The sequence below is a fragment of the Flavobacterium sp. F52 genome (genome assembly GCF_000278705.1).
Taxonomy (GTDB): domain Bacteria; phylum Bacteroidota; class Bacteroidia; order Flavobacteriales; family Flavobacteriaceae; genus Flavobacterium; species Flavobacterium anhuiense.
Map to the genome: position 1 here is coordinate 77231 of NZ_AKZQ01000030.1, position 24299 is coordinate 101529.

Below are 24299 nucleotides of genomic sequence, written 5' to 3' on the forward strand. Positions count from 1 at the left end.
ATCAAATTTAGCATAAATAGCTAAGAGAATTACAAGGAGTTTAGAATTTGCCATCCCTTCAAAATCTTAACTTTTGAGAAATGGTTTTTCTGTTTTTTGAATATAAATTTAAGAAAAAAAACGCTTTATATTTAAAAATAAGGTGCTGTTTTGGATTTTAAAAACAATGTAACTATGCATTTATTCCAAGAAAAATTGAATTTGCATTTAACAACACTCATATTTAAAGGCTATTTATTTTACGGAATGCAAATCGAGGAGCTATTCTAAAAAGAAAATAAAGCAGTTTTACTTTTGCAATTCTTATTTCAGTCTGATTTTGAGATATACTTTCAAGCATTTCTGAGACTGCATCTTGAGGTGAAATTGCAATTTTAGAAACATTTCCTTTGTGCCAAGGAGTATCTACTACTGGAAATAACACTTCTATAACCTTGATTTTTTCTTTTTTCAACTGTTCTCTTAAAACTTGAGTAAAAGAATGCAGACCCGATTTTGTGGCATTATAAAACGGGTAAATTGTTCTTGGAACATAAACCAATCCTGTGGTAATATTTATGATTTTAGGATTTTGATTTTGGATTAAAATCGGATACAAAAGCTTGATTAAACGAATTGGTGCATTTAGATTAACCGAGAATTCTTCATTCATTTTTTCTAACAAAAATCGGTCTTCTACAAAATGAGCTTTATTGGCAATAGCAGCATTATTAATTAAAACATTGACCTTAGGATAATTAATTCGAAGCCATTCTGCAAAATCTTCGCATTCTAATTCCCGAGCAATGTCACACTTGTAAATGACTAAATTGGGCAATCGCTTTTTGGCCTCTTCAAGCTTTTCCAAAGAACGTGAACAAGTTATCACGTTATTGCCCTTTTCTATAAACTGTCGGCACATTTCAAATCCTAAACCGGAGCTTCCTCCTGTAATAACAATAGTATTATTTGAGATTTCCATAATTTCATTTTTTAAATTAGAAATCAAAAATAGTTCTCCTTCTATGGAGTTACATTGACCTATGTTAAGTCTTAATTTTTCTCTTTAGTCTGCTGAAAGATTCTGGCTGAATACCTAAATAAGAAGCTATAATTTGCTGAGAAATACGATTTTCGATATCAGGAAATTCAGCAATAAAAATTTCATATCGCTTTTCAGCATCTAAAAGAAGCAGTTCTCTTTCTCGTTTTTCTTTTATAGAAAATGCTTTTTCAAGAATTTGAACAAGAAAGACATTCCAAAATGGATTTTTTTCTTTTATTTCGATCCAGCTTGAATAATCAATTTCCAAGATTTCGGAATCTTCTAAAGCTTCTATCGAAAAATAGGAAGGAGTATTATAAATCATAGCCGAATAAGAACTTATAAAATTCCCTTCGGCTATAATATTTTTAGTGAATTCGTTTCCGTTTTCGTGAGTGTAAACATATCGAAACAAACCTTTTACCACAAAAGCCATTTTACGAGGCACTTGACCTTCACGAATAAAATAGTCTGCCTTAGCTATTTTACCATATTGTGCAATACTCAATAACTCCTGTAATTCTTTTTCTGGAAGATCTAAATGCTTCAAAAATGATTTTTTGTCTTCATTTTCCATACTCGAATTATTTTGAATCTTTTAAACAAATTCAGCTTCGAATAGTTCGGTAAAATGTTTGATGATTTTAGATTTTACTTCTTCTTCATCTACTTTCTCCACACCAAGTTCTACATTTAAAGATGTGACTCCTTTTCCGCGAATACCGCATGGAATAATATTATCAAAATAACCCAAATCTACATTTACGTTTAAGGCAAAACCGTGCATGGTAACCCAACGTGAAGCGCGAACCCCCATTGCACAAATCTTACGGGCAAACGGAGTTCCTGCACCTAGCCAAACTCCCGTTTCTCCTTCACTTCTACCCGATTCTAAACCATATTCGGCCAAAGTCAGAATAATAGATTCTTCTAGCAAACGAAGGTATTTATGGATATCGGTAAAGAAATTTTCTAAATCTAAAATCGGATAACCTACAATTTGTCCTGGTCCATGATAGGTAATATCACCGCCACGATTAATTTTATAAAATGTCGCTCCTTTGGCTTCTAACTGTTTTTCGTTTAATAATAAGTTCTCAAGATCACCGCTTTTTCCTAAAGTATAAACATGCGGATGCTCAACAAACAATAAATAATTTGGTGTTGGCAGATCTAGTTCTTCTCTTCTGTTCTTAATTTTTAAATCGACAATATCTTTAAAGATTTCTTCTTGATATTCCCAGGTCGATTTATAATCTCTATTGCCCAGATCCTGAAGTTGGATTTTTTTATTCATTTTAATTATTTTTCAAACTCAACATCGAAGTTCAGTTTGTCAGGATTCTCCATATAATCCGTAAAAGAGTATTGAATTGTGATTGATTTTCGATCGTCGCTAAACAATGCATTTGGATTAGAAACTTTCTTAATTTTTTTTGGAAAATGATAGTTTACAATATAGCTAGATGATGCGAACATCATTTTGGTCATATCTGCAGCCGTATCTTTAGCCTTAGATGCCTGTAGTTTCTCCTGATCGATTACTGCTTTTCTTGTAAATTTCTTTCCGTCATAAGTATAGCTTAATTTACTTTTATTATCTCCAAAACCATTTCCAAGTGGAGATGCATTTGCTCCTCCTTCTAATTTCTGAAAGGTGCTTAAAGTTTGTAAAATATCCTGAAGCTCATTGACATTTTTAAAATCTGTTCCTAAGTTCATTAAAAACTGTTTTTTTTCAGAACTCATTTTTGTTGAAACCACAAAATTCTCAAGCTTTTTAAGCTCTTTCTGAGTTTCTGGTGATAACTTAGCAATACTGTCTTTTTTTTCTTCAAATAGTTGCTTGAAAGTAAAAGTCGTATCGATATCTTTTTTAGCATCTCCCATTTGACCTGCAATCTGATCTCCAGCCATTTCCATTAAAGCAGAACCATCCATGTCTACCGAAAATTTCCCGGTTCCATTATCATTAATGTAAATGTTTTCAGTAAAAGTACAGCTAGTTAAAGTTGCTATTAAAAAAGAAAAACTAAGTAATTTATATAATTTCATCGCAGTATATTTTTATCAAAGATACAAAGACTATTTTTAAAAATACACTTTATTAAAAACCTCCAATTATTATTCAAATTCTACTTTGAAACCAAAATCCACGCTGCTTTCTTGCATATTGCCTAATGGCATTTCGGCAATAAAGCTTTTTCTATCTGCTGCTACTACTGCATTTTTGATAGAAACAGTTTTAATCCTTTTAGGAAAATGATATTCGACTGTATATTTACATTCCTTCATCATTTCTTCTATTTGTTTTGAAAATGGATCATCACTCTTTTCTTTCTTAGCTTCTTTTTTCTTTTTAGCTTTTTTATCTTCTTTAGAAGGTGTTACCGATTTAATAAAAACTTTGCCATCGTAAAAAATAGTAGTACTTGACTTTTCTTCAGATTTTGGCGCAGCGCTTAAAGCTCCTAATCTTTTTTTGTCAGTAGCCGCCAGCGCTTCTAAACTTTCAGTGGGTGTGGCAATAGTTTTAAAATCTGTTCCGGCAGGAAAATCAAATGCCATATCATATTCGAATTGCTTTTTTTCGTCATTTACCTTTATGCTTACTTTAAAATCTTCTAGAATTTCAAGTTTCTCTTTTTCTTTCTCGAGCTGCTCAATTTTTTCCTTATTAGCATCTGATAATTTAGAAATACTGTCTTTTATTTTGGCTAGCACATCTTTGAAGGTAAAAGTAGTGTCTAAGACTTTATTAACTTTAGTCGAATCTGTTTTTTTCATACCCATTTTATACATCGGTGACATGTCAAAGCCGTAAGAAAAAGTTCCCGATCCATCTTCATTCATAACCATTTTTTCCTTAAGCGTACAGCTTGTAATACAAAGTACAATAAAAAAGCAAAGTAAAATTCTTTTCATAATTGAGGTTTAAGTTGTTCAAGCGAAGATACTTTCTTTTAAGAATTATTTGAATCGTGTTTTAAAACAACTTCAAATTCGCTATTTATGACCACATACAAATAGATGTAAATCAAATAACTAACACTAAACCATGTTTTATATTTGTTAAAAACGAATTTATTCTTATAGCGATCAATGTTTGCTAAAGATGGTTGAAAGCCAATAAATTGATGTCACAAAAAATCTAAAAAGTCCATTCTAAAATCTGCATTCTTTTCTTTATCTTTGCACACTTAAAAAAATAGCACAAAAAATGGCATTATCAGAACAAGAAATCATCAGAAGAGAAAAACTTCAAAACTTACGCAATCTGGGAATCAATCCTTATCCAGCTAATCTTTTTCCTGTAGATCATACATCAAAGCAGATAAAGGAAACTTTTGAGGAAGGTAAGAAGGTTATCGTTGCAGGACGTTTGATGAGTGTTCGTGATCAAGGTAAAGCTTGTTTTGCTGAATTGCAAGACAGCGAAGGACGTATTCAATTGTACGTGAATCGTGATGTTTTGTGCGAAGGTGACGATAAAACTTTATACAACCAAGTATTCAAAAAATTAACCGATTTAGGAGATTTTATTGGTATTGAAGGTGAATTGTTTACTACACAAGTGGGTGCAAAATGTATTCGTGTAACTGGTTTCACTTTCTTGAGTAAAACATTACGTCCGTTACCATTACCAAAAGTTGATGAAGACGGAAAAGTGCACGATGCTTTCAATGACGCTGAATTACGTTATAGAATGCGTTATGTAGATTTAACTGTAAATCCGCAAGTAAAAGAAACTTTCCTTAAGAGAACTAAATTGTTCACTGCTATGAGAGAATACTTTAACAATGCAGGATATCTTGAAGTAGATACTCCGGTTTTACAGTCAATTCCTGGTGGGGCTTCGGCAAGACCATTTATTACGCATCACAACTCGCTTGATATTCCGCTTTACATGCGTATTGCCAATGAGTTATACTTAAAAAGATTAATTGTTGGTGGATTTGAAGGTGTTTATGAGTTCTCTAGAAACTTCCGTAACGAAGGTATGGACAGAACGCATAATCCTGAATTTACTGCAATGGAAATATATGTAGCTTACAAAGACTACAACTGGATGATGGATTTTGCAGAGGGATTATTAGAGCATTGTGCAATTGCCGTTAACGGAACTAGCGAAGTTACTTTTGGCGAGCATAAAATCAACTTTAAAGCACCTTATGCACGTGTTACCATGACAGATTCTATCAAACATTTTACAGGTTTTGATATTTCTGGAAAAACAGAACAGGAATTGTTTGAAGCTGCGAGAGGAATGGGAATCGAGGTTGACGAAACAATGGGTAAAGGAAAATTAATCGATGAGATTTTCGGAGCAAAATGTGAAGGAAATTATATTCAGCCAACTTTCATTACAGATTATCCAAAAGAAATGTCTCCGCTTTGTAAAGAGCACCGCGATAATCCAGATTTGACTGAGCGTTTTGAATTAATGGTTTGCGGAAAAGAAATCGCAAATGCGTATTCTGAATTAAATGACCCAATTGACCAAAGAGAGCGTTTTGAAGATCAAATGCGTCTTTCTGAAAAAGGTGATGATGAAGCAAATGGAATTATCGACGAAGATTTCTTAAGAGCTCTTGAGTACGGTATGCCTCCAACTTCTGGAATGGGAATTGGAATGGATCGTTTGATTATGTATTTGACGAATAACGCTTCTATTCAGGAAGTTTTATTATTCCCTCAAATGCGTCCTGAGAAAAAACAAGCTCAGATCGAATTGACAGAAGAAGAAAAAGTAATCGTGACTTTATTAAAAGGAAACGAGAATAAAATGGATTTATCTCAGCTAAAAGTTTCAGCTAATCTTAGCGGTAAAAAATGGGATGCTTCTATGAAAAACTTATCTAAACACGGTTTAACTAAAGTTGTTGTGGATGGTGAGTTTAAGTTTGTAGAATTGGTGGGGTAATTTTGTCCTATTTTATTATAAATACAGCCCGATAGGTTTATAACTTATCGGGTTTTTCGTTTTATTTACATAACTTTGATTAATTAAAATGCATTATTATGAGCACTTTAGAAATAAAATTAGAAATTTTTGATAAACTAAAAAATATTGAAGATGTCAGTCTTCTGGAGAAAATTAGAAATCTTCTAAAAAATGCAGATACATCAGATATTTATCAATTTGAAGACTATGAATTAGATATGCTGAGAGAAAGTGAAGAAGATATAAAATATGGAAGGGTTATTTCTCAAGAAGATTTAGATAAAGAAGATCTAGAATGGCTGTCAGAATAATTTGGACTAATGCCGCAGTTAATCAAAGAAGAAAAATATTGAATTATTGGAACAGAAGAAACAAGTCAAAAACGTATTCAAGAAAATTAGTTTTAGAAATAACACAAAGAACTAAATTCTTAGTTGAAAATCCTGAGATTTATGTTAAAACCAGCTTTCCAGATATCAGATCCTCAACGTTAGGCCATTATAATATCTTTTATAAAGTAACTCCAAAAGAATTAATTGTTATAGCATTTTGGGATAACAGAAGAAATCCCAAAATCCTTTCTAAAATTCTAAAAAAATAAAAAATAAACCCGACAGATTTTTTTAACTGTCGGGTTTTCTATTTAAAATAATCTGATTAAAACGAATACTTCTCCAATTTCTCTCCTTGAATATCTAAAACCTTTGTACTTTCTTTTGAAACATCGCCTTTTACAACTTCTTGAACTGATGGATTGGATGGATATTTTCCGCCTTTCATTTTTAAAAGATGAAATTTCCCTCCGCTTTGAAATATCAAATCATAAAATTTTTCTGTTGATGAAGTGGTTACATAAATTGGGAAATCGGTTACCGTGAAGCGATTTATTACAGTACCGTTATTATTTAAAATATAACCTGAACAGCCTCCGCTTCCACAGAAATAAGAATTTGAGAAGCCAACCAAATATTCATTTTTCTTATCATTATTTAAGTCGAAAGCATCATAATAAAAGAAACGATCGTCTTTTGTCAGTGCAGGAATATCACTCTTTAATACAACTAACAATTGCTTACGTATTAGCTCTGTTGCCTTGTCTTCTTTTGGAGTAACTTCACTCAAATTTGCCGTTCCACCAAGTGTTTTAGACAATGTATCTTGAACAACCATTTTTACAATATTTTTCGAATTTTCTTTATTCTGGCAAGAACTCAATGCCAGAATTGCGATCAGAATTAAAATCTTATTTTTCATTATTGAAATTTTAAATTCGTCATAATTTACACCAGCAATGCTGCTTTATTTTCAATATCATTTTGCGACAGCAACGATTTTATATTATTGAAAGTCACCAAAGCAATCTGTGTCAAAGCTTCATTGGTAAAAAACGCCTGATGCGCTGTTACCAAAACATTCGGAAAACTCATCAAACGCTGAATCGCATCATCCTGAATAATATCTGCCGAAAGATCTCTAAAAAACAGTTTTTCCTCCTGTTCATAAACATCAATTCCTAAATAACCAATTTTTCCTTCTTTTAAACCTTCAATTACTGAAGACGTTTCTATCAAGCCACCACGACTTGTATTGATAATCATAACATTATCTTTCATAAAAGAAATAGAAGTGGTATTGATAACATGTTTAGTCTGCTCATTTAGTGGACAATGAAGCGAAATAATATCACTCGCTTTAAAGATTTCTTCTAACCCAACAAAAGAAACGCCGTTTTTTTTCATTTCTTCGTTTTCAACAATATCATAAGCCAAAACATTACAGCCAAAACCTAATGCAATTTTAGAAAATGCTTTTCCTATATTCCCTGTTCCAATAATTCCAATTGTTTTTCCGAACAAATCGAAACCTAATAAACCGTTTAAAGAAAAATTTTGCTCACGAACTCTATTATAAGCCTTGTGTGTTTTTCTATTTAAAGTTAAAATCATGGCCATGGCATGTTCGGCAACTGCTTGAGGAGAATATGCGGGAACCCGGCAGACTTTTATGTGGTGCTTTTTAGCCGCTTCCAAATCGACATTATTAAAACCAGCACATCGCAAAGCAATTATTTTTACCTTTTTTTCTACCAATTGTTTAATGACCGTTTCGTTTACAATATCATTTACAAAAACACAAACAATCTCGCACTCTTCAATTAAAGCCACAGTCTGCGGATTTAACTGTGTTTCAAAAAAGTTCAACTGAAAACCAAAGTCTTCGTTGTATTTATTGAAAAACGTTTTATCGTAAGGCTGAGTAGAGAAAAAGGCGATTTTGTTGCTATTGGACTTCATAAATTTGATTTTGAATAGTTCCTTAAAATTACGGATTTTATTTTAAAGTAAATTTAAGACATAAAAAAAGAGCTTATTAAGCTCCTTATTCATATTACGTCTCGGCTATTCCGCCAACTGCCACTACTTTATTATTTCTTAATTTAATTTCAATACCATGCTCGGTATCTAAATCATAACGAATTGGTATTTTTATCTCATTTCTTTTTAAAATTCGTATGTATAATACTTCTCTAATATATTCAAAATGTTTTTCTTTTGTATCAATATTTAAAGGCTCCTCTCCTGATTGTTTTGGGTCTTCATAATATTTCGCATAAATCTTTTTATAGCGAAGAAAAGTTTCTTCTTTTATTTGAAATATAACATCTTCAATATTTTCTAAAAAACTACTATACGTTTTCTCAAAATCATCTAATTCTTCATTTGTTGGAAATTCTTCGATTTCTTCTCCATCTTCATCAAATTCTTCTCCTAAAAAAACTTGAATTTCATCATCTTTAAAATGAGAAATTTTAAAAAGCTTATCACCTGAAATCCCTGCCCAGTCTTCTTGAATTTCTCCCCAAAATTTATGATTCATAATCTATACTTTTTTACAAACTTAAAGCTTAATGAAGTTTGTAACAAGTTATAAATATAATATTAAAAGCTTATTTATTCTTTTTAAAATTTCCTTTTGGCAGATAATACAGCCATCCAAAACCAATTAAAAATAAAATAAGCGAACCTATAAATGCGGGAATCAAAATTTCTTTATTATTATCTAATGCATTGTTTAAAGCAGCATATAATAACCAAATCTGGATGCTTACATTTAAGATCAAAACAAATATTAAAGTAGACAGAATAACATTCAACTTATTAGGATTTGCCTGATTTTGGCTTTTTCTAAATGTACTCATAATATATTTCTTAAACGATTAACTCGCTTTATTTTCAAAAGCTTTTACAAAAATTTTTTCTCCTTTTAAAACTACTTCCAACTGAGGCAAAGCTCTTGGCGGAGGTCCTGCAATAACATCTCCTGTTAGAGCATCAAAAGAACCTTCATGACAAGGACAATGAATTATTCCTGTTCCTGGCTTGTAATAAACCGCACAAGAAAGATGTGTACATTTTTGTTCGTAAGCTCTAAACATGCCACTTTCTAAATGTACCAAAATATAGGGAATGGTACTTCCTTCAATCACAAAACCCCTTGTCCCGCCTAACGGAATATCTTTTGTTTCGCAAACAAAATGTTCTCCTACGACTTCTTCTCCTGGCAGCAAATACGCTTTTGCTGCTACCAATCCGCTACCCACCATTAAACCTCCAGAAACCAGCGTAAGGAATTTAGCAAAATCACGTCGGCTGACCTGTGTCGATTCCTGCTTTTTATAAGGAAAATCTTTTTTCCAATTTTCTTTTAAATTATCTTCTTTAGACATGGATTTTAGATTTAGAATATTCGTAATTCGTTGCTTCCCTTAGGCATCATGATATTTACTTTTGTATTTACGCGCTCTTTTCCAAATACAAACGAATTTACAGGTGTACTGTTTGGGCGCATTTCTTCGATTTGTTCACGAGTCCCGTAAAACAAGGCGCCACTCGGGCAAACCGTAGCACACATTGGCTTTTTACCAACACTGGTTCTATCATAACACATATTGCATTTCATCATCAAATCATATTCTTCCATTTTCTTTGGAACTCCAAACGGACAAGCCATTACACAATTGGAGCAGCCAATGCAGCGTTCTGTATTTGCGGTATGAACTACTCCGAATTCATCTTGCGAAATCGCATCAGCTGGACAAACATTCGCACAAACAGGATCTTCACAATGCATACAAACCTGAACGGTGGTTTGAATTGTTACGGCACGTTCAACATAATTAACATGAATCATCGATTCCTGTCCATTCGTTTCACATTCCGAACAGGCCATTTCGCAGGCTTTACAGCCTATGCATCTTTGTAAGTCTACAAAAAACTCTTCATTTTTATTATAATTAGTTAAGTTCATAATTGTTGCTTTTTATAGATTAAACACTTGCATAAGCATTTGATTTGTCTGATGAATTTTCGATTTCGCCCAAAGGTTCCAACTTACACGCACAAACTTTAAATTCTGGAATTTTAGAAATCGGATCTAATGTTCCGGGCGTTAGCTGATTGGCTGATTTTTTCCCAGGCCAGTGATAGGGAATAAAAACGGTATCTTTTCGAATGGTTTCTACAATATTGGCAGGGAAAATTCCTTCACCTCTTCGCGTAGAAACTTTCACTAGTTCTCTCTGCTGAATATTATATTTATGAGCCATTTCCGGATGAATTTCCAACAACGGTTCTGGAAACTGATCTACCAGTTTTCCGATTCTTCTTGTTTGTGTTCCGCTTAAATACTGAGATACAACCCGTCCCGTAGTTAATATTATCGGATATTTTTCATCTGTAATTTCTCCTGGCAATTTATATGGAGCAGGATTAAAATGTGCTTTTCCATCTGGAGTTGCAAACTTTTTATCTTCCCATAATCTTGGCGTTCCAGGATGGTCTTCGGTTGGACATGGCCAGAAAACGCCCATATTATCTTCTACTTTTTTATAAGTAATTCCATTGTAATCGGCTGTACTTCCTTTTGAAGCAATACGCAGTTCATTAAAGATAGCTTCACTGTCAGCGTAGGTAAACTTATCTTCTTCTCCTAACCTTTTAGCCAATTCTAATAATATAGAAGTATCAGTTCTGGCCTCTCCCGGAGGTGTTACAGCTTGCCGTATTCGGATAACTCGTCCTTCGGCTGAAGTTGTTGTTCCTTCCTCTTCTTCCTGCAATGAACCCGCTAAAACAATATCCGCATGACGGGCAGTTTCATTCAAAAAGAAATCTATTGCCACATAAAACTCTAATTTTTCTAGAGCAGAACGCACATAATTATTGTTTGGAAGAGATACTAACGGATTAAAACAAATCGAAATCAATCCTTTTATTTCACCACTGTGAATCGCTTCTATAATTTCATAAGCTGTAATGCCTTTATGCGGCATATCTTCTTCCTTAATTTTCCAGACATCGGCAATGTATTTTCGATGATCCATATTTTCGATATCACGATTTCCAGGCAGCTGATCACATTTATGACCGTGCTCTCTTCCGCCCTGACCATTTCCTTGTCCAGTAATCGTTCCATAACCGCAATAGGGTCTTCCAATTCTTCCAGTTGCCAAAACCAGATTAATACATCCCAAAACATTATCTACTCCTTTTGAGTGATGTTCAATTCCTCTTGCGTGCAGTAAAAAGCTAGTTTTTGCTTTTCCCCATAATTCAGCCGCTTCTTTAATTTTTTCTTTCGAAATTCCAGTAATTTCTTCTGCCCATTCTAACGTATACTCTTTTACAGCATCAATTGTTTCCTGAAACCCTGAAGTGTGATTATCTATAAAATCATGATCTAACATATCGTGATCTACGAGATATTTCAGCATTGCACCATACAAAGCAGAATCGGTTCCTGGCCTTACGTCCAAATGAATATCGGCAGTTCTTGCTAACGGAATAACACGCGGATCGACAACAATCAGTTTTGCACCTCGATCTCTGGCTTTCCAAATCCAATGAGTTAAAGTGGGAAACGTTTCGCTGATATTGGCTCCAGCAACTATAATAACTTCAGCATATTCTAAATCTGAATAATTGTTTGAAGCGCGATCTAAACCAAATGCTTTTTTATTTCCTGCGCCCGCACTTACCATGCAAAGGCGTCCGTTGTAATCTAAATTTCTTGTTTTTAAAGCCACTCTAGCAAACTTCCCAACCAAATAACTTTTTTCGTTTGTAAGCGAAACCCCTGATAACATAGAAAAAGCATGTTTGCCGTACTTTTCCTGAATTCTTTTGATTTCAGAAACGGTTTTATTCATTGCTTCATCCCAAGTGGTTTGTTCAAATCCTTTGCCCTCTACCCTTTTTATGGGATGCAATAATCGATCTGGGTGATTGTTTTGCATATAACGCTGAACACCTTTTGGACACAAACGACCTTCGTTAAACGGAAATTCCATCCAAGGCTCAAAACCAACCACTTTATTGTCTTTCACAGATAATTGAATACCGCACTGCATGCCGCAGAAACAGCAATGCGTTTTTACCGTTTTATCTGGTTCATCACGCCCAGAATACCCTTCTTTTGGCGTATAATTCAGATGCGGACCAAATGCTTCAATTATTTTTTCAGTTGATACGGGTAGTTTTGCCATTTTTTTTAGTTTTTAGTTTTCGGTCGCAGTTTTCAGTTCTAAACTAAAAACTGCCACTATTACTTTTTTTAATATTTCCATTTTATCACACAATTTGCTTCTGTAAACTGAAAACTGTGACTTTAAAAATTATCCAAATAAATTTCCGCCTTCAATTCTTGCTTTTAAATGTGCTTTTGCTAAACGATCTCGTTTTCCTTCGGGACTTAAATCCAAGTGTGAATTTCCTTCATCATCACTAAAATCAAAACCTAATTGTTTGGTTACAATTTTTAAATCATCTATATGAAGCTGAGTCGTAAATGGTTTTCCAGTTTCTTTGCACATGGCCATTCCTTTTTTTATTCCTTCTTTTTTGTAAATGTGTGCACCAATTTGAGCCGGTCTCTGAATGATGTGGAAGAATTTTCCAAAGGGAATCCATATCAAAAACATAATAACCGTTACGGCATGAATTACGGCTAGAAAATCATACGCGAATCCTTTCATAAACTGATACGAATACGTCAGGCATAAACCAGTAACCGAGATTGCAATTAGTAAAAGAAGTGGCAGCAAATCGCCTTCAAAAGTTTGAGTGGCAATTAATCCCGGATTGGTTAAACGTCTTCTTAAATAATAAAGAGAACCGAAAATAACCAGATAAGAAGACCAGTTTAAGGCATGAAAAGTCAGAAATGCCATGATAGAATCCAATCTGAAATCCATTACTTTAAAACCAAAAAAATGAGCTTCGTAAACGGAAATGGAATTGGGTGCCAAGGTAAAATGAATCCATCCAAATGTGAGCGGAAAAGTAATTGCAAAAGCAGAAAAACAGCCAATTGCAATACAAAAATGAGCCAGCCATCTGTATTTTCCTCTTGGATATATGAATTTCTGAAAAGCTATATTCTGAACTGATTCTTTTCCTAAAAACCACAAATGCGAAAATACTTTTCCTGTAAAGAGAAAATGAATGCCACGTTTGAAATACATCCAAGTTGGAGGTCGCTGCAGCCAAACCGTGTATCGATACACCACTCCGAAAAATGCAAACAGAGTTCCGAACAGATAGGTAACCAAAGCTGCATCGAAATTTTGAAGTTGTCTGGATCCATAGAAAACCAATGTAACCATAAAAAGCGAAGCTGCTGTTGCAATTAATAAAGCTTTTGTATTAAATGTTTTTTCTTTCATGACAGATTATTTTCGATCAATATCTTTAGCCATTTCAGGCAGTTTTTCTTTTGTCATTTTCACAATTACACGATGCATCCAGATTAAACAAGTCAGAGATAATGCCAGAATAAAAAGCCACGAGCTAGTCCAGAATCCGGTAAATGATAATAAATACCCGAAAATAATTGGGCCGAAGAATCCGCCTAAACCGCCTAAGAGTCCAACCATTCCGCCAATTACACCTACTTCATTAGGAAAATAATCTGGTATATGTTTGTAAACAGCGGCAGAACCAATTCCCCACGAAATTCCTATTAGAATAACCAAAACTAAATACACCCACATATTGGCTTCAAAATGAATTTGTGTAATTCCTTCTGCCAATAAATCCTTCTTTTGCACTTTTTGGTTTTGCTCTACAACCACTTCCTGCCATGTTCTTTTGGATGGAAAAAATTTAGAATGTGGCTGACTTTCATCTTTCTGAGCGATGTTATACTCTTTATCATCTATTACTATTTTATCTGGCGCTACAGACGTAACTGTTCCTGCTTTGCTAGATAACAACCCGCTTCCTGATGTTGTAATATCCATTTTCGGAAATAATAGTAAAAAGCTTAAAACGACTGAAGAACTCAAAACCCAATACATCACTTTTCTAGCCCCGAATTTATCCGACAAAAAACCTCCAAAAGCGCGCACAACACCCGCAGGCAAACTAAAACAAGAAGTAAAGATTCCGCCTAAAACTAAAGTTGTGTGATAGACATTCATAAAATTTGGCAGAAGCCATTGCGAGAAAGTCACAAACGAACCAAATACTAAGAAATAATAAGTTCCGAAGCGCCAAACACGCACTCTCTTTAAGGGTTGCAATAATTGTTTTACTGTTTTAGATTGTGCTTCACTTTTTTTGTTTTTGGCAAAAATCAGAAATACAATTCCCATCAATAATAAAGCAGAACCGTAGAGAATAGGAAGCCATTTCCAACCATTTTCAGGATCGCTTTCTGAAAATGTACTTAATAAAGAAGGTGCAAGAAATGGTGTAATTGAGGCTCCTGCAGTTCCCATTCCGAAAATTCCTAAAGCTCTTCCCTGCCATTCTTTTGGATACCACACAGAAGTTGATGCTACACCTACAGCAAAACTAGTTCCGACCATTCCGAATAAGAAACTTAGAATAGCAAAAACAGTAAAAGAAGTAGCGAAGGGCAAAAGAAACAATGGAATTGATGCTAAAATCAATAAAGCAGAATGCACAATTTTACCTCCAAACTTATCGGTTAAAATTCCCATTGGCAATCTCATAATCGATCCTGTAAGAACAGGAATCCCTAAAAGCCAGCCGATCTGTACGACACTCCAGTTAAAAATTTCCTTATCAACTAAAAAAGTGACCAGTACTCCGTTGAGTGTCCAGCATGCAAAACAGATTGCAAATGCCAAAGTGTTTAAAAAAAGAATGCGGTGGGCTTGGGAAAGATCTGCCATAGAATAAAGTATTAAATTGTGTTTTTGAAAATCTATTACTAAATATGGGAATCATGGAATTTGGTTTTCCTAAACAACAGAAAAGCAATAGTTTACTAAAGTTAAAAAAAAATCCAAAGCAAAGTACTTACTGTCAAATATTTAGCGTTATAATAATCTTATTTATATTCATTCTTTTAAAAACTGGTAATCAATCTGTTAAATAAAACACAATTTCAAATGATTGATTAAACCTGTTTTAATTAATAAAGTCTAATCTGTAAACAATTAAAAAACTTGAATATGAAAAAATTATTTATCGCAGCTATGTTATTTGTTGGAATAGCAAGTTTTGCACAAGAAACGGATCAAAAACCGACGCGTGAGCAAAGAGAGAGAATGACTCCAGAACAGCGTAATGAGAAACAGCTTCAAAAACTGACTACAGAATTAAATTTAGATGCTAGCCAGCAATCGCAGGTAAAACAGCTTTTAGCAGATAGAAGCGCAAAAGCCGAAAAATTTAGAGAAGCTAGAAAAGAAAAAAAAGACAGCAACACAAAACCAACTGCTGAAGAAAAGGCAGCTTTCAAAAAACAAATGGAAGACGAAGTCGCAGCAAATGATGCTAAAATGAAATCAATCTTAAAAGCTGACCAATACACAAAATGGAAAGCTCTTCAAGAGGAGAAGAAAGACAAAATGAGGGAAAAAATGAAAGAGCGCAAACAAGATAAAATATAATTTGGCGCATAAAAAAAGAGGCTTTTAAAAGCCTCTTTTTCTATTTAAAATGTTTTTGATACTTTATCTATCGCATTGATGGTAAAGTCTAAATCTTCGTAAGTCAATGCATCTGTAATAAACCACGTTTCGTATGCAGATGGCGCGATATAAACGCCTTCTTGCAATAATCCATGGAAGAATTTCTTAAACGTTTCGTTATCTCCTTTTGCAGCCGTTTGGAAATCGGTAACGGGATCTGCATCAAAGTGAACAGAAATCATAGAACCTACTCTATTGATTGTAAACACAACATTATTAGCTTTTAACACTCTATCGATTCCTGCTTCTAAATAAGCCGTTTTTTCTTCTAAACGTGTAAAAACTTCTCTGTCTGAATCAAGTGCTTTCAGCATTGCCAATCCCGCTGCCATTGCCAACGGATTTCCAGACAATGTTCCCGCTTGGTAAACCGGCCCAAGAGGCGCTAAATAATTCATTATTTCTTCACGAGCTGCAAAAGCTCCAACTGGAAGCCCACCACCGATAACTTTTCCGAAAGTCACGATATCTGCATCAATTCCGTATAATTCCTGAACTCCACCACGCGCTAAACGGAAACCTGTCATAACCTCATCAAAAATCAATAAGATTCCGTTTGCTGTACACAATTCTCTTAAACCTACTAGGAAACCTTTTGCAGGCGGAATACAACCCATATTTCCTGCAACTGCTTCGATAATAATGGCTGCAATTTCTCCTTTATTAGCATCAATTAAAGTTTTTACATTCTCTAAATCATTATATTTTGCCAACAAAGTATCTTTTGCAGTTCCTTGTGTAACTCCTGGACTATTTGGCGAACCAAAAGTTACAGCTCCACTTCCCGCCTGAATCAAGAATGAATCTGAATGTCCGTGGTAACAGCCTGCAAATTTGATGATTTTATCTCTTTTTGTAAATCCGCGAGCCAAACGAATCGCACTCATGCAAGCTTCTGTTCCAGAATTTACAAAACGAATTTTATCAATATTCGGAACCATAGAAACAGCCAAAGCTGCAATTTCAGTTTCCAATTCTGTTGGCATTCCAAATGAAGTTCCTAGTTTTGCTTTTTCGATTACAGCATCAACAACTGGCTGATAAGCATGCCCCAAAACCATTGGTCCCCAAGAGTTAATATAATCTATTAATTTGTTTCCGTCTTCATCATATAAATAAGCGCCTTTAGCACTTTTTACAAAAATCGGAGTTCCGCCAACCGCTTTAAACGCTCTTACTGGTGAATTTACTCCTCCCGGAATTACTTTTTCTGCTTCAGCAAAAAGCTGACTACTTCTTTTATATAACATTATAATATTAGATTTCTGATATTAGATTTTAGATTGTTTGAAAACTGCGACTGAACACTAAAACTGAAAACTTATTTCACTTTCAACCTCTGTCCGATCGAAATTGCATTATCAGTCAGATTATTTTTTCTTTTTAAATCTTCAACCAATAGATTGAATTTCTTTGAAATGGAATAGAGCGTATCTCCTTTTTGAACTTCATATAAATTCGGATCGTATTGATTCATATTGATCTTTGGATCAGAGGCTACATCATAAGATGATTTTTTTGTTGGAGCCGAGGTATTTATTGGCACATAGTTTCTTCCTGTAACCTGACAATCATATTGATGCAGATTGTATCTTTCAATATAACTAATCAATTTATCTGGATATTTCGGATCTGTTGCATAACCTGCTGCTCTCAAACCTTTTGCCCAAGATTTGTAATCGTCTTTTTCGTAAGTGAATAAGGTCGCATATCGTTTTTTCCCAACCAAAAATAAAGCATGATCTCTATACGATTCTGATGCCTGAGGATATTTTCTAAAACATTCCTGAGCCGAGTCATCGTCGTGGCGAACACTTTCTCCCAACCAATCGTTATGGCACTTTATTCCAAAATGATTATTAGCATCTACAGCTAAATCTCCTCTTCCTGCACCAGATTCTAAAATTCCCTGCGCTAAAATAATACTAGCTGGAATTCCGTAAGTTTTCATGTTTCCCATTGCAATATCTTTATACTGCAACACATAATTATTAATTAAATCGCTTGTAACAACTGTTTTTGATGTAGATTGAATAACTTCAGTTGTATTATTTGTAGAAGGATAATTTTTACCTATTGGTTTAGCAGGAGTGCCTCTTTTTGTTGCAGCTGTTCTAGACTGAACTGCTGCCGCTTTTTTAGTCGTCGCGATGGCAGGCTTACTAGATGAGCAACTTGCTAAAGCTAATATTACGAGAAGTAATACAATTTTTTTAATCATTGGTTTTGAGTATTGGTAATTTCTTCTGCTTCAACTTTATATTCATTCCGTCAATTCCCTGCAATCCGCCTGTGTGAATGAGTAAAATTTTTGAATGGGCAGGAAAATAATTTTTGCTGATTAAATCTATAACGCCAAAAACCATCTTTCCTGTATAAATTGGATCTAAGGGCACTTTTGTTTTCTCAAAAAAAGCATTAATAAATTCAATTAATTCTAAATTTATCTTGCCATAACCTCCAAAATGATAGTCAGAAATTAAATTCCAGTTATCTTTTTTTGCAAAAATACGAATTTCATCGTTTAAAAAGTCACCTTTTAACGCGGGAAACCCCAAAATTTTCTGATTTGGCAACACACTATTAATTAATCCAGAAATCGTACCTCCAGTTCCAACCGCACAGCAAACGTAATTGAAAACCGAATCTTCTTCTGTTAAAATCTCTTCACAACCTTTTACAGCGAGTTCATTTGTGCCGCCTTCTGGAACTAAATAAAAATCACCAAACTTGTCTTTCATTTTCTTAATAAAAGACGCTTCATTTTTTAATCGATACTCTTCTCTGGAAACAAACTCAAACTCCATTCCGTTTTCTTGAGCAAATTTAAGCGTTGGATTTTCTTCTATTTTATCGAAAAGTTCGTCTCCGCGAATGATTCCGATAGTTTTAAAACCTTGCTCTTTTCCCGCATAAGCGACAGCAGCAATATGGTTGGAAAATGCTCCTCCAAAAGTCAATAAAGTGTCTCTATTATTGGCTTTCGCCTGAAGCAAATTGTATTTCAGCTTTCTGAATTTATTTCCCGAAACAAACGGATGAATTAAATCTTCACGCTTTATTGTCAACGAAATATCATTCGGAAATTGAATATTTATGGATTGATTGAAAACTGGATTCATTTTAATTTGATATAATTCAGAAACTGAAAAAATGATCGCTTTTTGAGATAACTCAAATCAGTTTCGTTTGTATAGGCTTCTCTTTCAAAACTAATATTTCGATAGGCTAAATCTTTGTTTTTATATTGAATCAAACGAATTAGATATTCAAAAAAATACCAGACAAAAAACGGAATGATCAAAAGTTCTAACTGCTGCCTTAAATGTATTTTTTCATGATTAACAAAAACTCCATTTGCTTTATCAAAATCATATTTTACCAAAACAAACGGAAATACAGCCATTCCTCGATAACCTTTCGGAATTAAATATTTGGCAACAATCAGAAACATTGGCTGTAAAATTTATAAATTTGTTGCTATAAAATTGTTCGATTTCAATAAAATCATAATCAAATATTTTTATTTTTGATTTTAATTATTCGAAAAAGAACGCGAAGCAGATTTATGAAAGAGCAAAGTAATGAAAATAAATTGATCGAAGGAGAAGATTTTTACTATACGCCCGAAGGTTATAAGTGCTTTACCGAAAAACATCATTTAAAACGTGGTTATTGCTGTAAAAGCGGCTGCCGTCATTGCCCGTACGGATTTGATAAAAGAACAGGAGAAATAAGAAGAAAAGCGAATTAGATAATTTGAAAATGTGTCAATTAGATAATTCTAAAATCTAAAATCAACAACCTAAAATATTAAGATGGATATCCATTCACGAAAATTCAGGATTACGATCCACAAGTCCTATCATAGGTCGGATATCCGTTATCCTTAGTTTTTTTTAATTAGAAAATGTGACAATTTGAAAATTATCACAGATAATATTCATTTGCACCTATTTCGCTCCGCTGGAGCTTTTGTATTGCGTGATTATTGTTTTCTATTAATATTACCCCTTTCCAAGGCTTTATTTTATCAGCTCCAGAGGAGCGAAATATTTATAGAAATCATTTAAACGTTTGTCACATAAAGCCTCAGCGAGACGACATAATTAAAAAAAACAAAAATTAATCTGTTGTTAATCTAGCTAAAATACCTTAGCATCTTAGATTCTCAGCAACTTAGCATCTCTAAAAGAAAATGACTTTCAAAGAACAAATACAACAAGGAATACCAAATATATTACCACCAAAAAAGGAATACGATCCAGCGATTAATCATGCTCCAAAACGAAAAGAAATTCTTTCGGCAGAAGAGAAAAAATTGGCTCTTAAAAATGCTTTGCGCTATTTCGATCCAAAACATCACGCGGAATTAATTCCTGAATTTTCAAAAGAATTAGAAATATACGGACGTATTTATATGTATCGTCTTCGTCCAGATTATAGAATGTACGCAAGACCAATTGACGAATATCCAGGGAAATCGTTGCAGGCAAAAGCCATTATGCACATGATTCAGAACAATTTGGATTATGCTGTGGCGCAACATCCGCACGAATTGATTACCTATGGCGGAAACGGTGCTGTTTTTCAGAATTGGGCACAATATTTATTGACAATGCAATATTTGTCTGAAATGACAGATGAGCAAACTTTAACGATGTATTCTGGCCACCCGATGGGATTATTTCCTTCACATAAAGAAGCTCCGAGAGTTGTGGTTACAAACGGAATGGTAATCCCGAATTATTCAAAACCTGACGATTGGGAAAGAATGAACGCTTTAGGGGTTTCGCAATACGGGCAAATGACAGCTGGAAGTTATATGTATATTGGTCCTCAAGGAATTGTACACGGAACAACCATTACAGTTTTAAATGGTTTCAGAAAAATAAAACAAAATCCAGAAGGAAGTTTATTTGTAACTTCTGGTCTTGGCGGAATGTCGGGCGCACAGCCAAAAGCTGGAAATATTGCCGGTTGTATTACAGTTTGTGCAGAGGTAAATCCGAAAATCACTAAAATCCGTCACGAACAAGAATGGATTAATGAAGTGGTAACTTCTACTGACGAATTGGTTGCCAGAGTTGCTTTAGCGAAAGCAAACAAAGAAACGGTTTCAATCGCTTATTTAGGAAATGTGGTGGATGTTTGGGAACGTTTTGATCAGGAAAACATCAAAATTGATTTAGGTTCAGATCAAACTTCTCTTCATAATCCGTGGGCTGGTGGTTATTATCCAGTTGGAATTTCATTTGAAGAAGCAAATGATTTGATGGCAAATAATCCGGAATTATTCAAAGAAAAAGTTCAGGAAACTTTACGTCGTCACGCAGATGCTATTAACAAACACACTGCAAAAGGAACTTACTTTTTCGATTACGGAAATGCCTTTTTATTAGAAGCTTCGCGGGCTGGAGCTGATGTAATGGCAGAAAATAATATCGATTTTAAATATCCTAGTTACGTTCAGGATATTATGGGACCAATGTGTTTTGATTACGGATTTGGCCCTTTCCGTTGGGTTTGCACTTCTGGAAAACCAGAAGATTTATTAAAAACTGATGCCATTGCTTGCGAAGTTTTAGAAAAAATGGCTGAAACTGCTCCAAATGAAATTCAGCAGCAAATGCAGGATAATATCAAATGGATTAAAGGTGCGCAGGAAAATAAATTGGTTGTAGGTTCTCAAGCTCGTATTCTTTATGCTGATGCCGAAGGAAGAATTAAAATTGCCGAAGCTTTTAATCAAGCGATTGCAAAAGGCGAAATTGGTGCTGTGGTTTTAGGACGCGATCACCACGACGTTTCTGGAACAGATTCTCCTTATCGAGAAACTTCAAACATATATGACGGTTCTCGTTTTACAGCCGATATGGCAATTCATAACGTGATTGGAGACAGCTTTAGAGGAGCAACTTGGGTATCAATACATAATGGTGGCGGAGTTGGCTGGGGAGAGGTTATAAATGGCGGATTTGGTATGGTTCTTGATGGTTCTACAGAGGCTTCAAAGCGTTTAGCTTCAATGCTTTTCTGGGATGTTAACAACGGAATTTCAAGACGAAGCTGGGCAAGAAATGAAGGTGCTGTTTTTGCCATAAAAAGAGCTATGGAAGTTGAGCCACTATTGAAAGTAACTTTGCCTAATTTAGTTGATGAAAGTTTGCTTTAAAATAACATAACATCCTGAGCGAAGTCGAAGGTTTATAGAAATGAAAGGGCTTCGACTCTACTCAGCCTGACAGACTTAAAAAAGAACATTAATTCTTAGAAATATGAAAACACTTAAGTTAATTCCGTTTTTGCTACTGCTGATACTTACTTCTTGCAGTACCGTGACTGTTTATTCTGATTATGACAAAACTGTCGATTTTACGCCTTATAAAACGTACGCCTATTTTAAGCCCGGAATTGACAAGGTCGAAATATCAGATTTAGACAAAAGAAGAATTCTACGTGCAATTGATGATCAAATGCAAGCTAAAGGTTTTACAAAAAGCGATAATCCAGATTTGTTAGTAAACATCTTTACTAAGTCAAGAGAGCAAGTTGATGTAAACCAATTTACCGCTGGCTGGGGTTATGGCTGGGGTTGGGGTTGGAATCCTTACATGATGTATGGAGGACAAACTACAGTTTCTACTTCTACTGAAGGAACTTTATACATTGATTTGATCGATGCTAAAAAGAAAGAAATGATTTGGCAAGGTGAAGGAATTGGAACTTTGACAAGAAACATCTACAAAAAAGATGAAAAAATTGCTGAGTTTGTAGGCAAAATTTTAGCTCAATATCCGCCAGTAAAAAAATAATTTTTTACATTTGTCATTCAATCAGTAAAAAAAATGACAAACTTTAACAACATTATCGCTATTATTAGCATTATTGCAATTCAGCAATAATGGCGAGGTGCTATATAAGTTTGTAAAATATAATTTATAGAAACCTCCCAATTGGGAGGTTTTTTATTTTAAGGATAATTAAAAAGTCGCCACGAATTCGAAAATTTATCTGTTCAAAGGATATAAAAAATAATTCGGGAATTCGTGGCAAAAAAACAAAACATCATGAGTTTATTTGAAGAAGTACTTAATGCCCAAAAGCATCTTGAAAATGTAGTGGCCGCAACGCCTTTAACGCAAAATTTGAATCTTTCACACGAATTTGAATCGACTATTTTACTAAAAAGAGAAGATTTACAAATTGTTCGTTCCTATAAAATTAGAGGCGCTTATAATAAGATTTCTTCGTTAAACGAAAAAGAAAAAGCAAACGGAATTGTATGTGCCAGCGCAGGGAATCATGCTCAAGGTGTTGCTTATTCCTGTAATCTCTTAAAGATCCATGGCAAAATTTACATGCCAAAAACAACTCCAAAACAAAAAGTAAAACAAGTTCAACTATTCGGAAAATCGTTTGTTGAAATTGTTTTAACTGGAGATACTTTTGATGATGCTTACGCTTCTGCAACTGCCGATGCCATCAAAAATCATAAAACATTTATACATCCTTTTGACGATGAAAAAGTTATCGCTGGACAAGGAACTGTTGGATTAGAAATCTTAGAAAGTTTTAAAGAACCAATCGATTATGTTTTTGTTCCTATCGGCGGAGGCGGACTGGCTTCTGGTCTTTCTGAAGTTTTTAAACATTTAAGTCCACATACCAAAATAATCGGTGTTGAACCAAAAGGTGCTCCTTCGATGAAAACATCAATCGAAGAAAACAAAAATACGCCATTAAAAACAATCGATAAATTTGTTGATGGTGCAGCAGTTAAACAAGTTGGAGACAAGACTTTTGAAATCTGCCGATACAACTTAGAAGATATTATTCTGGTTCCAGAAGGAAAAGTCTGCACCACAATTTTAAGATTGTATAATGAAGAAGCCATGGTGGTTGAACCTGCTGGGGCTTTAACAATTGCTGCCTTGGATTTTTATAAAGATAAAATTAAAGACAAAAATGTGGTCTGCATCGTAAGTGGAAGCAATAATGATATTGAAAGAACTGCAGAAATAAAAGAACGCTCCTTACTTTACGAAGGTTTAATGCACTATTTTATGATTCAGTTTCCACAACGTCCAGGAGCTTTAAAAGAGTTTGTCAATAATATTTTAGGTCCAGATGACGACATCACGTATTTCCAGTTTGCTAAGAAAAATAGTCGCGAAGTAGGTTCTGTTGTGGTTGGTTTAGAATTGAAAAACAAAAACGACATTATGCCAATCAAATTGAAAATGACCGAAAATGGTTTTGAGTTTCAATATCTGAACGACAATCAGGATTTGTTTACGCAATTAATTGGATAAAATAAAAAACAA

Annotated in this window: 26 protein-coding genes; 8 read left to right on the forward strand and 18 right to left on the reverse strand. The window is 34.2% G+C overall.

The window, feature by feature from the left end:
• Positions 1-223: 223 nt before the first annotated feature.
• From FF52_RS15435 to FF52_RS15455, 5 genes are all read right to left on the reverse strand, one after another.
• Positions 224-961, reverse strand: coding sequence for an SDR family oxidoreductase (locus tag FF52_RS15435; protein ID WP_008466953.1), 738 nt, complete (start codon positions 959-961; stop codon positions 224-226).
• Positions 962-1025: 64 nt separating this feature from the next.
• Positions 1026-1601, reverse strand: a complete 576-nt coding sequence (locus FF52_RS15440) for a Crp/Fnr family transcriptional regulator (RefSeq protein WP_008466954.1) — start codon at positions 1599-1601, stop codon at positions 1026-1028.
• Positions 1602-1622: 21 nt separating this feature from the next.
• Positions 1623-2321 carry a lipoyl(octanoyl) transferase LipB gene (lipB, locus tag FF52_RS15445; RefSeq protein WP_008466955.1) on the reverse strand — a complete coding sequence of 233 codons (699 nt, stop codon included), beginning with the start codon at positions 2319-2321 and terminating at the stop codon, positions 1623-1625.
• A gap of 5 nt (positions 2322-2326) precedes the next feature.
• Positions 2327-3079, reverse strand: coding sequence for a hypothetical protein (locus FF52_RS15450; protein WP_008466956.1), 753 nt, complete (start codon positions 3077-3079; stop codon positions 2327-2329).
• A gap of 69 nt (positions 3080-3148) precedes the next feature.
• The gene (locus FF52_RS15455; RefSeq protein ID WP_157498623.1) at positions 3149-3949 is read right to left on the reverse strand and encodes a hypothetical protein; all 801 of its coding nucleotides are present in this window, start codon (positions 3947-3949) and stop codon (positions 3149-3151) included.
• A gap of 295 nt (positions 3950-4244) precedes the next feature.
• Here FF52_RS15455 and lysS point away from each other — a divergent pair, with 295 nt between their 5' ends.
• From lysS to FF52_RS15470, 3 genes are all read left to right on the forward strand, one after another.
• The gene (gene lysS, locus FF52_RS15460; RefSeq protein WP_008466958.1) at positions 4245-5948 is read left to right on the forward strand and encodes a lysine--tRNA ligase; all 1704 of its coding nucleotides are present in this window, start codon (positions 4245-4247) and stop codon (positions 5946-5948) included.
• A gap of 98 nt (positions 5949-6046) precedes the next feature.
• Complete coding sequence (locus FF52_RS15465) at positions 6047-6280, forward strand: hypothetical protein (protein WP_008466959.1); 234 nt, start codon at positions 6047-6049, stop codon at positions 6278-6280.
• A complete protein-coding gene (locus tag FF52_RS15470) occupies positions 6265-6570 on the forward strand; it encodes a type II toxin-antitoxin system RelE/ParE family toxin (RefSeq protein ID WP_008466960.1) in 306 nt (101 codons plus the stop codon). The genes FF52_RS15465 and FF52_RS15470 overlap by 16 nt, the downstream gene beginning before the upstream one ends.
• Before the next feature lie 56 nt (positions 6571-6626).
• On the opposite strand, the gene FF52_RS15475 is transcribed toward FF52_RS15470, so the two are convergent.
• From FF52_RS15475 to FF52_RS15515, 9 genes are all read right to left on the reverse strand, one after another.
• Positions 6627-7223, reverse strand: coding sequence for a hypothetical protein (locus tag FF52_RS15475; protein WP_008466962.1), 597 nt, complete (start codon positions 7221-7223; stop codon positions 6627-6629).
• A 26-nt stretch (positions 7224-7249) separates the two neighbouring features.
• Positions 7250-8263 carry a 2-hydroxyacid dehydrogenase gene (locus FF52_RS15480; RefSeq protein ID WP_008466964.1) on the reverse strand — a complete coding sequence of 338 codons (1014 nt, stop codon included), beginning with the start codon at positions 8261-8263 and terminating at the stop codon, positions 7250-7252.
• A gap of 94 nt (positions 8264-8357) precedes the next feature.
• The gene (locus FF52_RS15485) at positions 8358-8846 is read right to left on the reverse strand and encodes a DUF6985 domain-containing protein (RefSeq protein ID WP_008466965.1); all 489 of its coding nucleotides are present in this window, start codon (positions 8844-8846) and stop codon (positions 8358-8360) included.
• Between the two features lie 70 nt (positions 8847-8916).
• Positions 8917-9168: a DUF6755 family protein gene (locus FF52_RS15490; protein WP_008466966.1), complete on the reverse strand. Its 252-nt coding sequence runs from the start codon at positions 9166-9168 to the stop codon at positions 8917-8919.
• A gap of 18 nt (positions 9169-9186) precedes the next feature.
• A complete protein-coding gene (locus tag FF52_RS15495; protein ID WP_008466967.1) occupies positions 9187-9696 on the reverse strand; it encodes a ubiquinol-cytochrome c reductase iron-sulfur subunit in 510 nt (169 codons plus the stop codon).
• A gap of 11 nt (positions 9697-9707) precedes the next feature.
• Positions 9708-10277 (reverse strand): 4Fe-4S dicluster domain-containing protein, encoded by a 570-nt coding sequence (locus FF52_RS15500; protein WP_008466969.1) that lies wholly within the window; start codon positions 10275-10277, stop codon positions 9708-9710.
• Positions 10278-10296: 19 nt separating this feature from the next.
• Positions 10297-12513: a molybdopterin oxidoreductase family protein gene (locus tag FF52_RS15505; RefSeq protein ID WP_008466970.1), complete on the reverse strand. Its 2217-nt coding sequence runs from the start codon at positions 12511-12513 to the stop codon at positions 10297-10299.
• Positions 12514-12642: 129 nt separating this feature from the next.
• Complete coding sequence (locus FF52_RS15510; protein ID WP_008466971.1) at positions 12643-13692, reverse strand: hypothetical protein; 1050 nt, start codon at positions 13690-13692, stop codon at positions 12643-12645.
• A gap of 6 nt (positions 13693-13698) precedes the next feature.
• On the reverse strand, positions 13699-15168 hold the full coding sequence (locus FF52_RS15515) for an MFS transporter (protein ID WP_008466972.1): 1470 nt from the start codon (positions 15166-15168) through the stop codon (positions 13699-13701).
• A 282-nt stretch (positions 15169-15450) separates the two neighbouring features.
• Here FF52_RS15515 and FF52_RS15520 point away from each other — a divergent pair, with 282 nt between their 5' ends.
• Positions 15451-15891, forward strand: coding sequence for a hypothetical protein (locus FF52_RS15520; RefSeq protein WP_008466973.1), 441 nt, complete (start codon positions 15451-15453; stop codon positions 15889-15891).
• 44 nt (positions 15892-15935) lie between these two features.
• Here the strand turns inward: FF52_RS15520 and hemL are convergent, their stop codons facing one another.
• The 4 genes from hemL to FF52_RS15540 form a co-directional block, all read right to left on the reverse strand.
• Positions 15936-17222, reverse strand: coding sequence for a glutamate-1-semialdehyde 2,1-aminomutase (gene hemL / locus FF52_RS15525; RefSeq protein WP_008466974.1), 1287 nt, complete (start codon positions 17220-17222; stop codon positions 15936-15938).
• Positions 17223-17293: 71 nt separating this feature from the next.
• Positions 17294-18193, reverse strand: a complete 900-nt coding sequence (locus FF52_RS15530) for a glucosaminidase domain-containing protein (protein WP_008466975.1) — start codon at positions 18191-18193, stop codon at positions 17294-17296.
• The gene (locus FF52_RS15535; protein ID WP_008466977.1) at positions 18186-19094 is read right to left on the reverse strand and encodes a 1-aminocyclopropane-1-carboxylate deaminase/D-cysteine desulfhydrase; all 909 of its coding nucleotides are present in this window, start codon (positions 19092-19094) and stop codon (positions 18186-18188) included. The genes FF52_RS15530 and FF52_RS15535 overlap by 8 nt, the downstream gene beginning before the upstream one ends.
• On the reverse strand, positions 19091-19426 hold the full coding sequence (locus FF52_RS15540; RefSeq protein WP_008466978.1) for a hypothetical protein: 336 nt from the start codon (positions 19424-19426) through the stop codon (positions 19091-19093). The genes FF52_RS15535 and FF52_RS15540 overlap by 4 nt, the downstream gene beginning before the upstream one ends.
• A 114-nt stretch (positions 19427-19540) precedes the next feature.
• On the opposite strand from FF52_RS15540, the gene FF52_RS15545 reads away from it, so the two are divergent.
• The 4 genes from FF52_RS15545 (at position 19541) to ilvA (ending at position 24287) form a co-directional block, all read left to right on the forward strand.
• Entirely contained in the window at positions 19541-19726 is a 186-nt protein-coding gene (locus FF52_RS15545; RefSeq protein WP_008466980.1) for a DUF5522 domain-containing protein, read from the forward strand.
• A 444-nt stretch (positions 19727-20170) separates the two neighbouring features.
• Entirely contained in the window at positions 20171-22147 is a 1977-nt protein-coding gene (locus FF52_RS15550) for a urocanate hydratase (RefSeq protein ID WP_008466982.1), read from the forward strand.
• A 103-nt stretch (positions 22148-22250) separates the two neighbouring features.
• Complete coding sequence (locus FF52_RS15555) at positions 22251-22787, forward strand: DUF4136 domain-containing protein (RefSeq protein ID WP_008466985.1); 537 nt, start codon at positions 22251-22253, stop codon at positions 22785-22787.
• 255 nt (positions 22788-23042) lie between these two features.
• The gene (ilvA, locus tag FF52_RS15560; protein ID WP_008466988.1) at positions 23043-24287 is read left to right on the forward strand and encodes a threonine ammonia-lyase IlvA; all 1245 of its coding nucleotides are present in this window, start codon (positions 23043-23045) and stop codon (positions 24285-24287) included.
• Positions 24288-24299 lie beyond the last annotated feature (12 nt).

Excerpts from the sequence above, each read along its gene's own strand:
- FF52_RS15480 (WP_008466964.1), bottom strand. The coding sequence starts at position 8,263 with ATGAAGTCCAATAGCAACAAAATCGCCTTTTTCTCTACTCAGCCTTAC.
- FF52_RS15450 (WP_008466956.1), bottom strand. The coding sequence starts at position 3,079 with ATGAAATTATATAAATTACTTAGTTTTTCTTTTTTAATAGCAACTTTA.
- ilvA (WP_008466988.1), top strand. The coding sequence starts at position 23,043 with ATGAGTTTATTTGAAGAAGTACTTAATGCCCAAAAGCATCTTGAAAAT.
- FF52_RS15475 (WP_008466962.1), bottom strand. The coding sequence starts at position 7,223 with ATGAAAAATAAGATTTTAATTCTGATCGCAATTCTGGCATTGAGTTCT.
- FF52_RS15490 (WP_008466966.1), bottom strand. The coding sequence starts at position 9,168 with ATGAGTACATTTAGAAAAAGCCAAAATCAGGCAAATCCTAATAAGTTG.
- lipB (WP_008466955.1), bottom strand. The coding sequence starts at position 2,321 with ATGAATAAAAAAATCCAACTTCAGGATCTGGGCAATAGAGATTATAAA.
- hemL (WP_008466974.1), bottom strand. The coding sequence starts at position 17,222 with ATGTTATATAAAAGAAGTAGTCAGCTTTTTGCTGAAGCAGAAAAAGTA.
- FF52_RS15505 (WP_008466970.1), bottom strand. The coding sequence starts at position 12,513 with ATGGCAAAACTACCCGTATCAACTGAAAAAATAATTGAAGCATTTGGT.
- FF52_RS15530 (WP_008466975.1), bottom strand. The coding sequence starts at position 18,193 with ATGATTAAAAAAATTGTATTACTTCTCGTAATATTAGCTTTAGCAAGT.
- FF52_RS15515 (WP_008466972.1), bottom strand. The coding sequence starts at position 15,168 with ATGGCAGATCTTTCCCAAGCCCACCGCATTCTTTTTTTAAACACTTTG.
- FF52_RS15465 (WP_008466959.1), top strand. The coding sequence starts at position 6,047 with ATGAGCACTTTAGAAATAAAATTAGAAATTTTTGATAAACTAAAAAAT.
- lysS (WP_008466958.1), top strand. The coding sequence starts at position 4,245 with ATGGCATTATCAGAACAAGAAATCATCAGAAGAGAAAAACTTCAAAAC.
- FF52_RS15500 (WP_008466969.1), bottom strand. The coding sequence starts at position 10,277 with ATGAACTTAACTAATTATAATAAAAATGAAGAGTTTTTTGTAGACTTA.
- FF52_RS15470 (WP_008466960.1), top strand. The coding sequence starts at position 6,265 with ATGGCTGTCAGAATAATTTGGACTAATGCCGCAGTTAATCAAAGAAGA.
- FF52_RS15485 (WP_008466965.1), bottom strand. The coding sequence starts at position 8,846 with ATGAATCATAAATTTTGGGGAGAAATTCAAGAAGACTGGGCAGGGATT.
- FF52_RS15535 (WP_008466977.1), bottom strand. The coding sequence starts at position 19,094 with ATGAATCCAGTTTTCAATCAATCCATAAATATTCAATTTCCGAATGAT.
- FF52_RS15495 (WP_008466967.1), bottom strand. The coding sequence starts at position 9,696 with ATGTCTAAAGAAGATAATTTAAAAGAAAATTGGAAAAAAGATTTTCCT.
- FF52_RS15555 (WP_008466985.1), top strand. The coding sequence starts at position 22,251 with ATGAAAACACTTAAGTTAATTCCGTTTTTGCTACTGCTGATACTTACT.
- FF52_RS15520 (WP_008466973.1), top strand. The coding sequence starts at position 15,451 with ATGAAAAAATTATTTATCGCAGCTATGTTATTTGTTGGAATAGCAAGT.
- FF52_RS15455 (WP_157498623.1), bottom strand. The coding sequence starts at position 3,949 with ATGAAAAGAATTTTACTTTGCTTTTTTATTGTACTTTGTATTACAAGC.
- FF52_RS15545 (WP_008466980.1), top strand. The coding sequence starts at position 19,541 with ATGAAAGAGCAAAGTAATGAAAATAAATTGATCGAAGGAGAAGATTTT.
- FF52_RS15540 (WP_008466978.1), bottom strand. The coding sequence starts at position 19,426 with ATGTTTCTGATTGTTGCCAAATATTTAATTCCGAAAGGTTATCGAGGA.
- FF52_RS15440 (WP_008466954.1), bottom strand. The coding sequence starts at position 1,601 with ATGGAAAATGAAGACAAAAAATCATTTTTGAAGCATTTAGATCTTCCA.
- FF52_RS15435 (WP_008466953.1), bottom strand. The coding sequence starts at position 961 with ATGGAAATCTCAAATAATACTATTGTTATTACAGGAGGAAGCTCCGGT.
- FF52_RS15550 (WP_008466982.1), top strand. The coding sequence starts at position 20,171 with ATGACTTTCAAAGAACAAATACAACAAGGAATACCAAATATATTACCA.
- FF52_RS15510 (WP_008466971.1), bottom strand. The coding sequence starts at position 13,692 with ATGAAAGAAAAAACATTTAATACAAAAGCTTTATTAATTGCAACAGCA.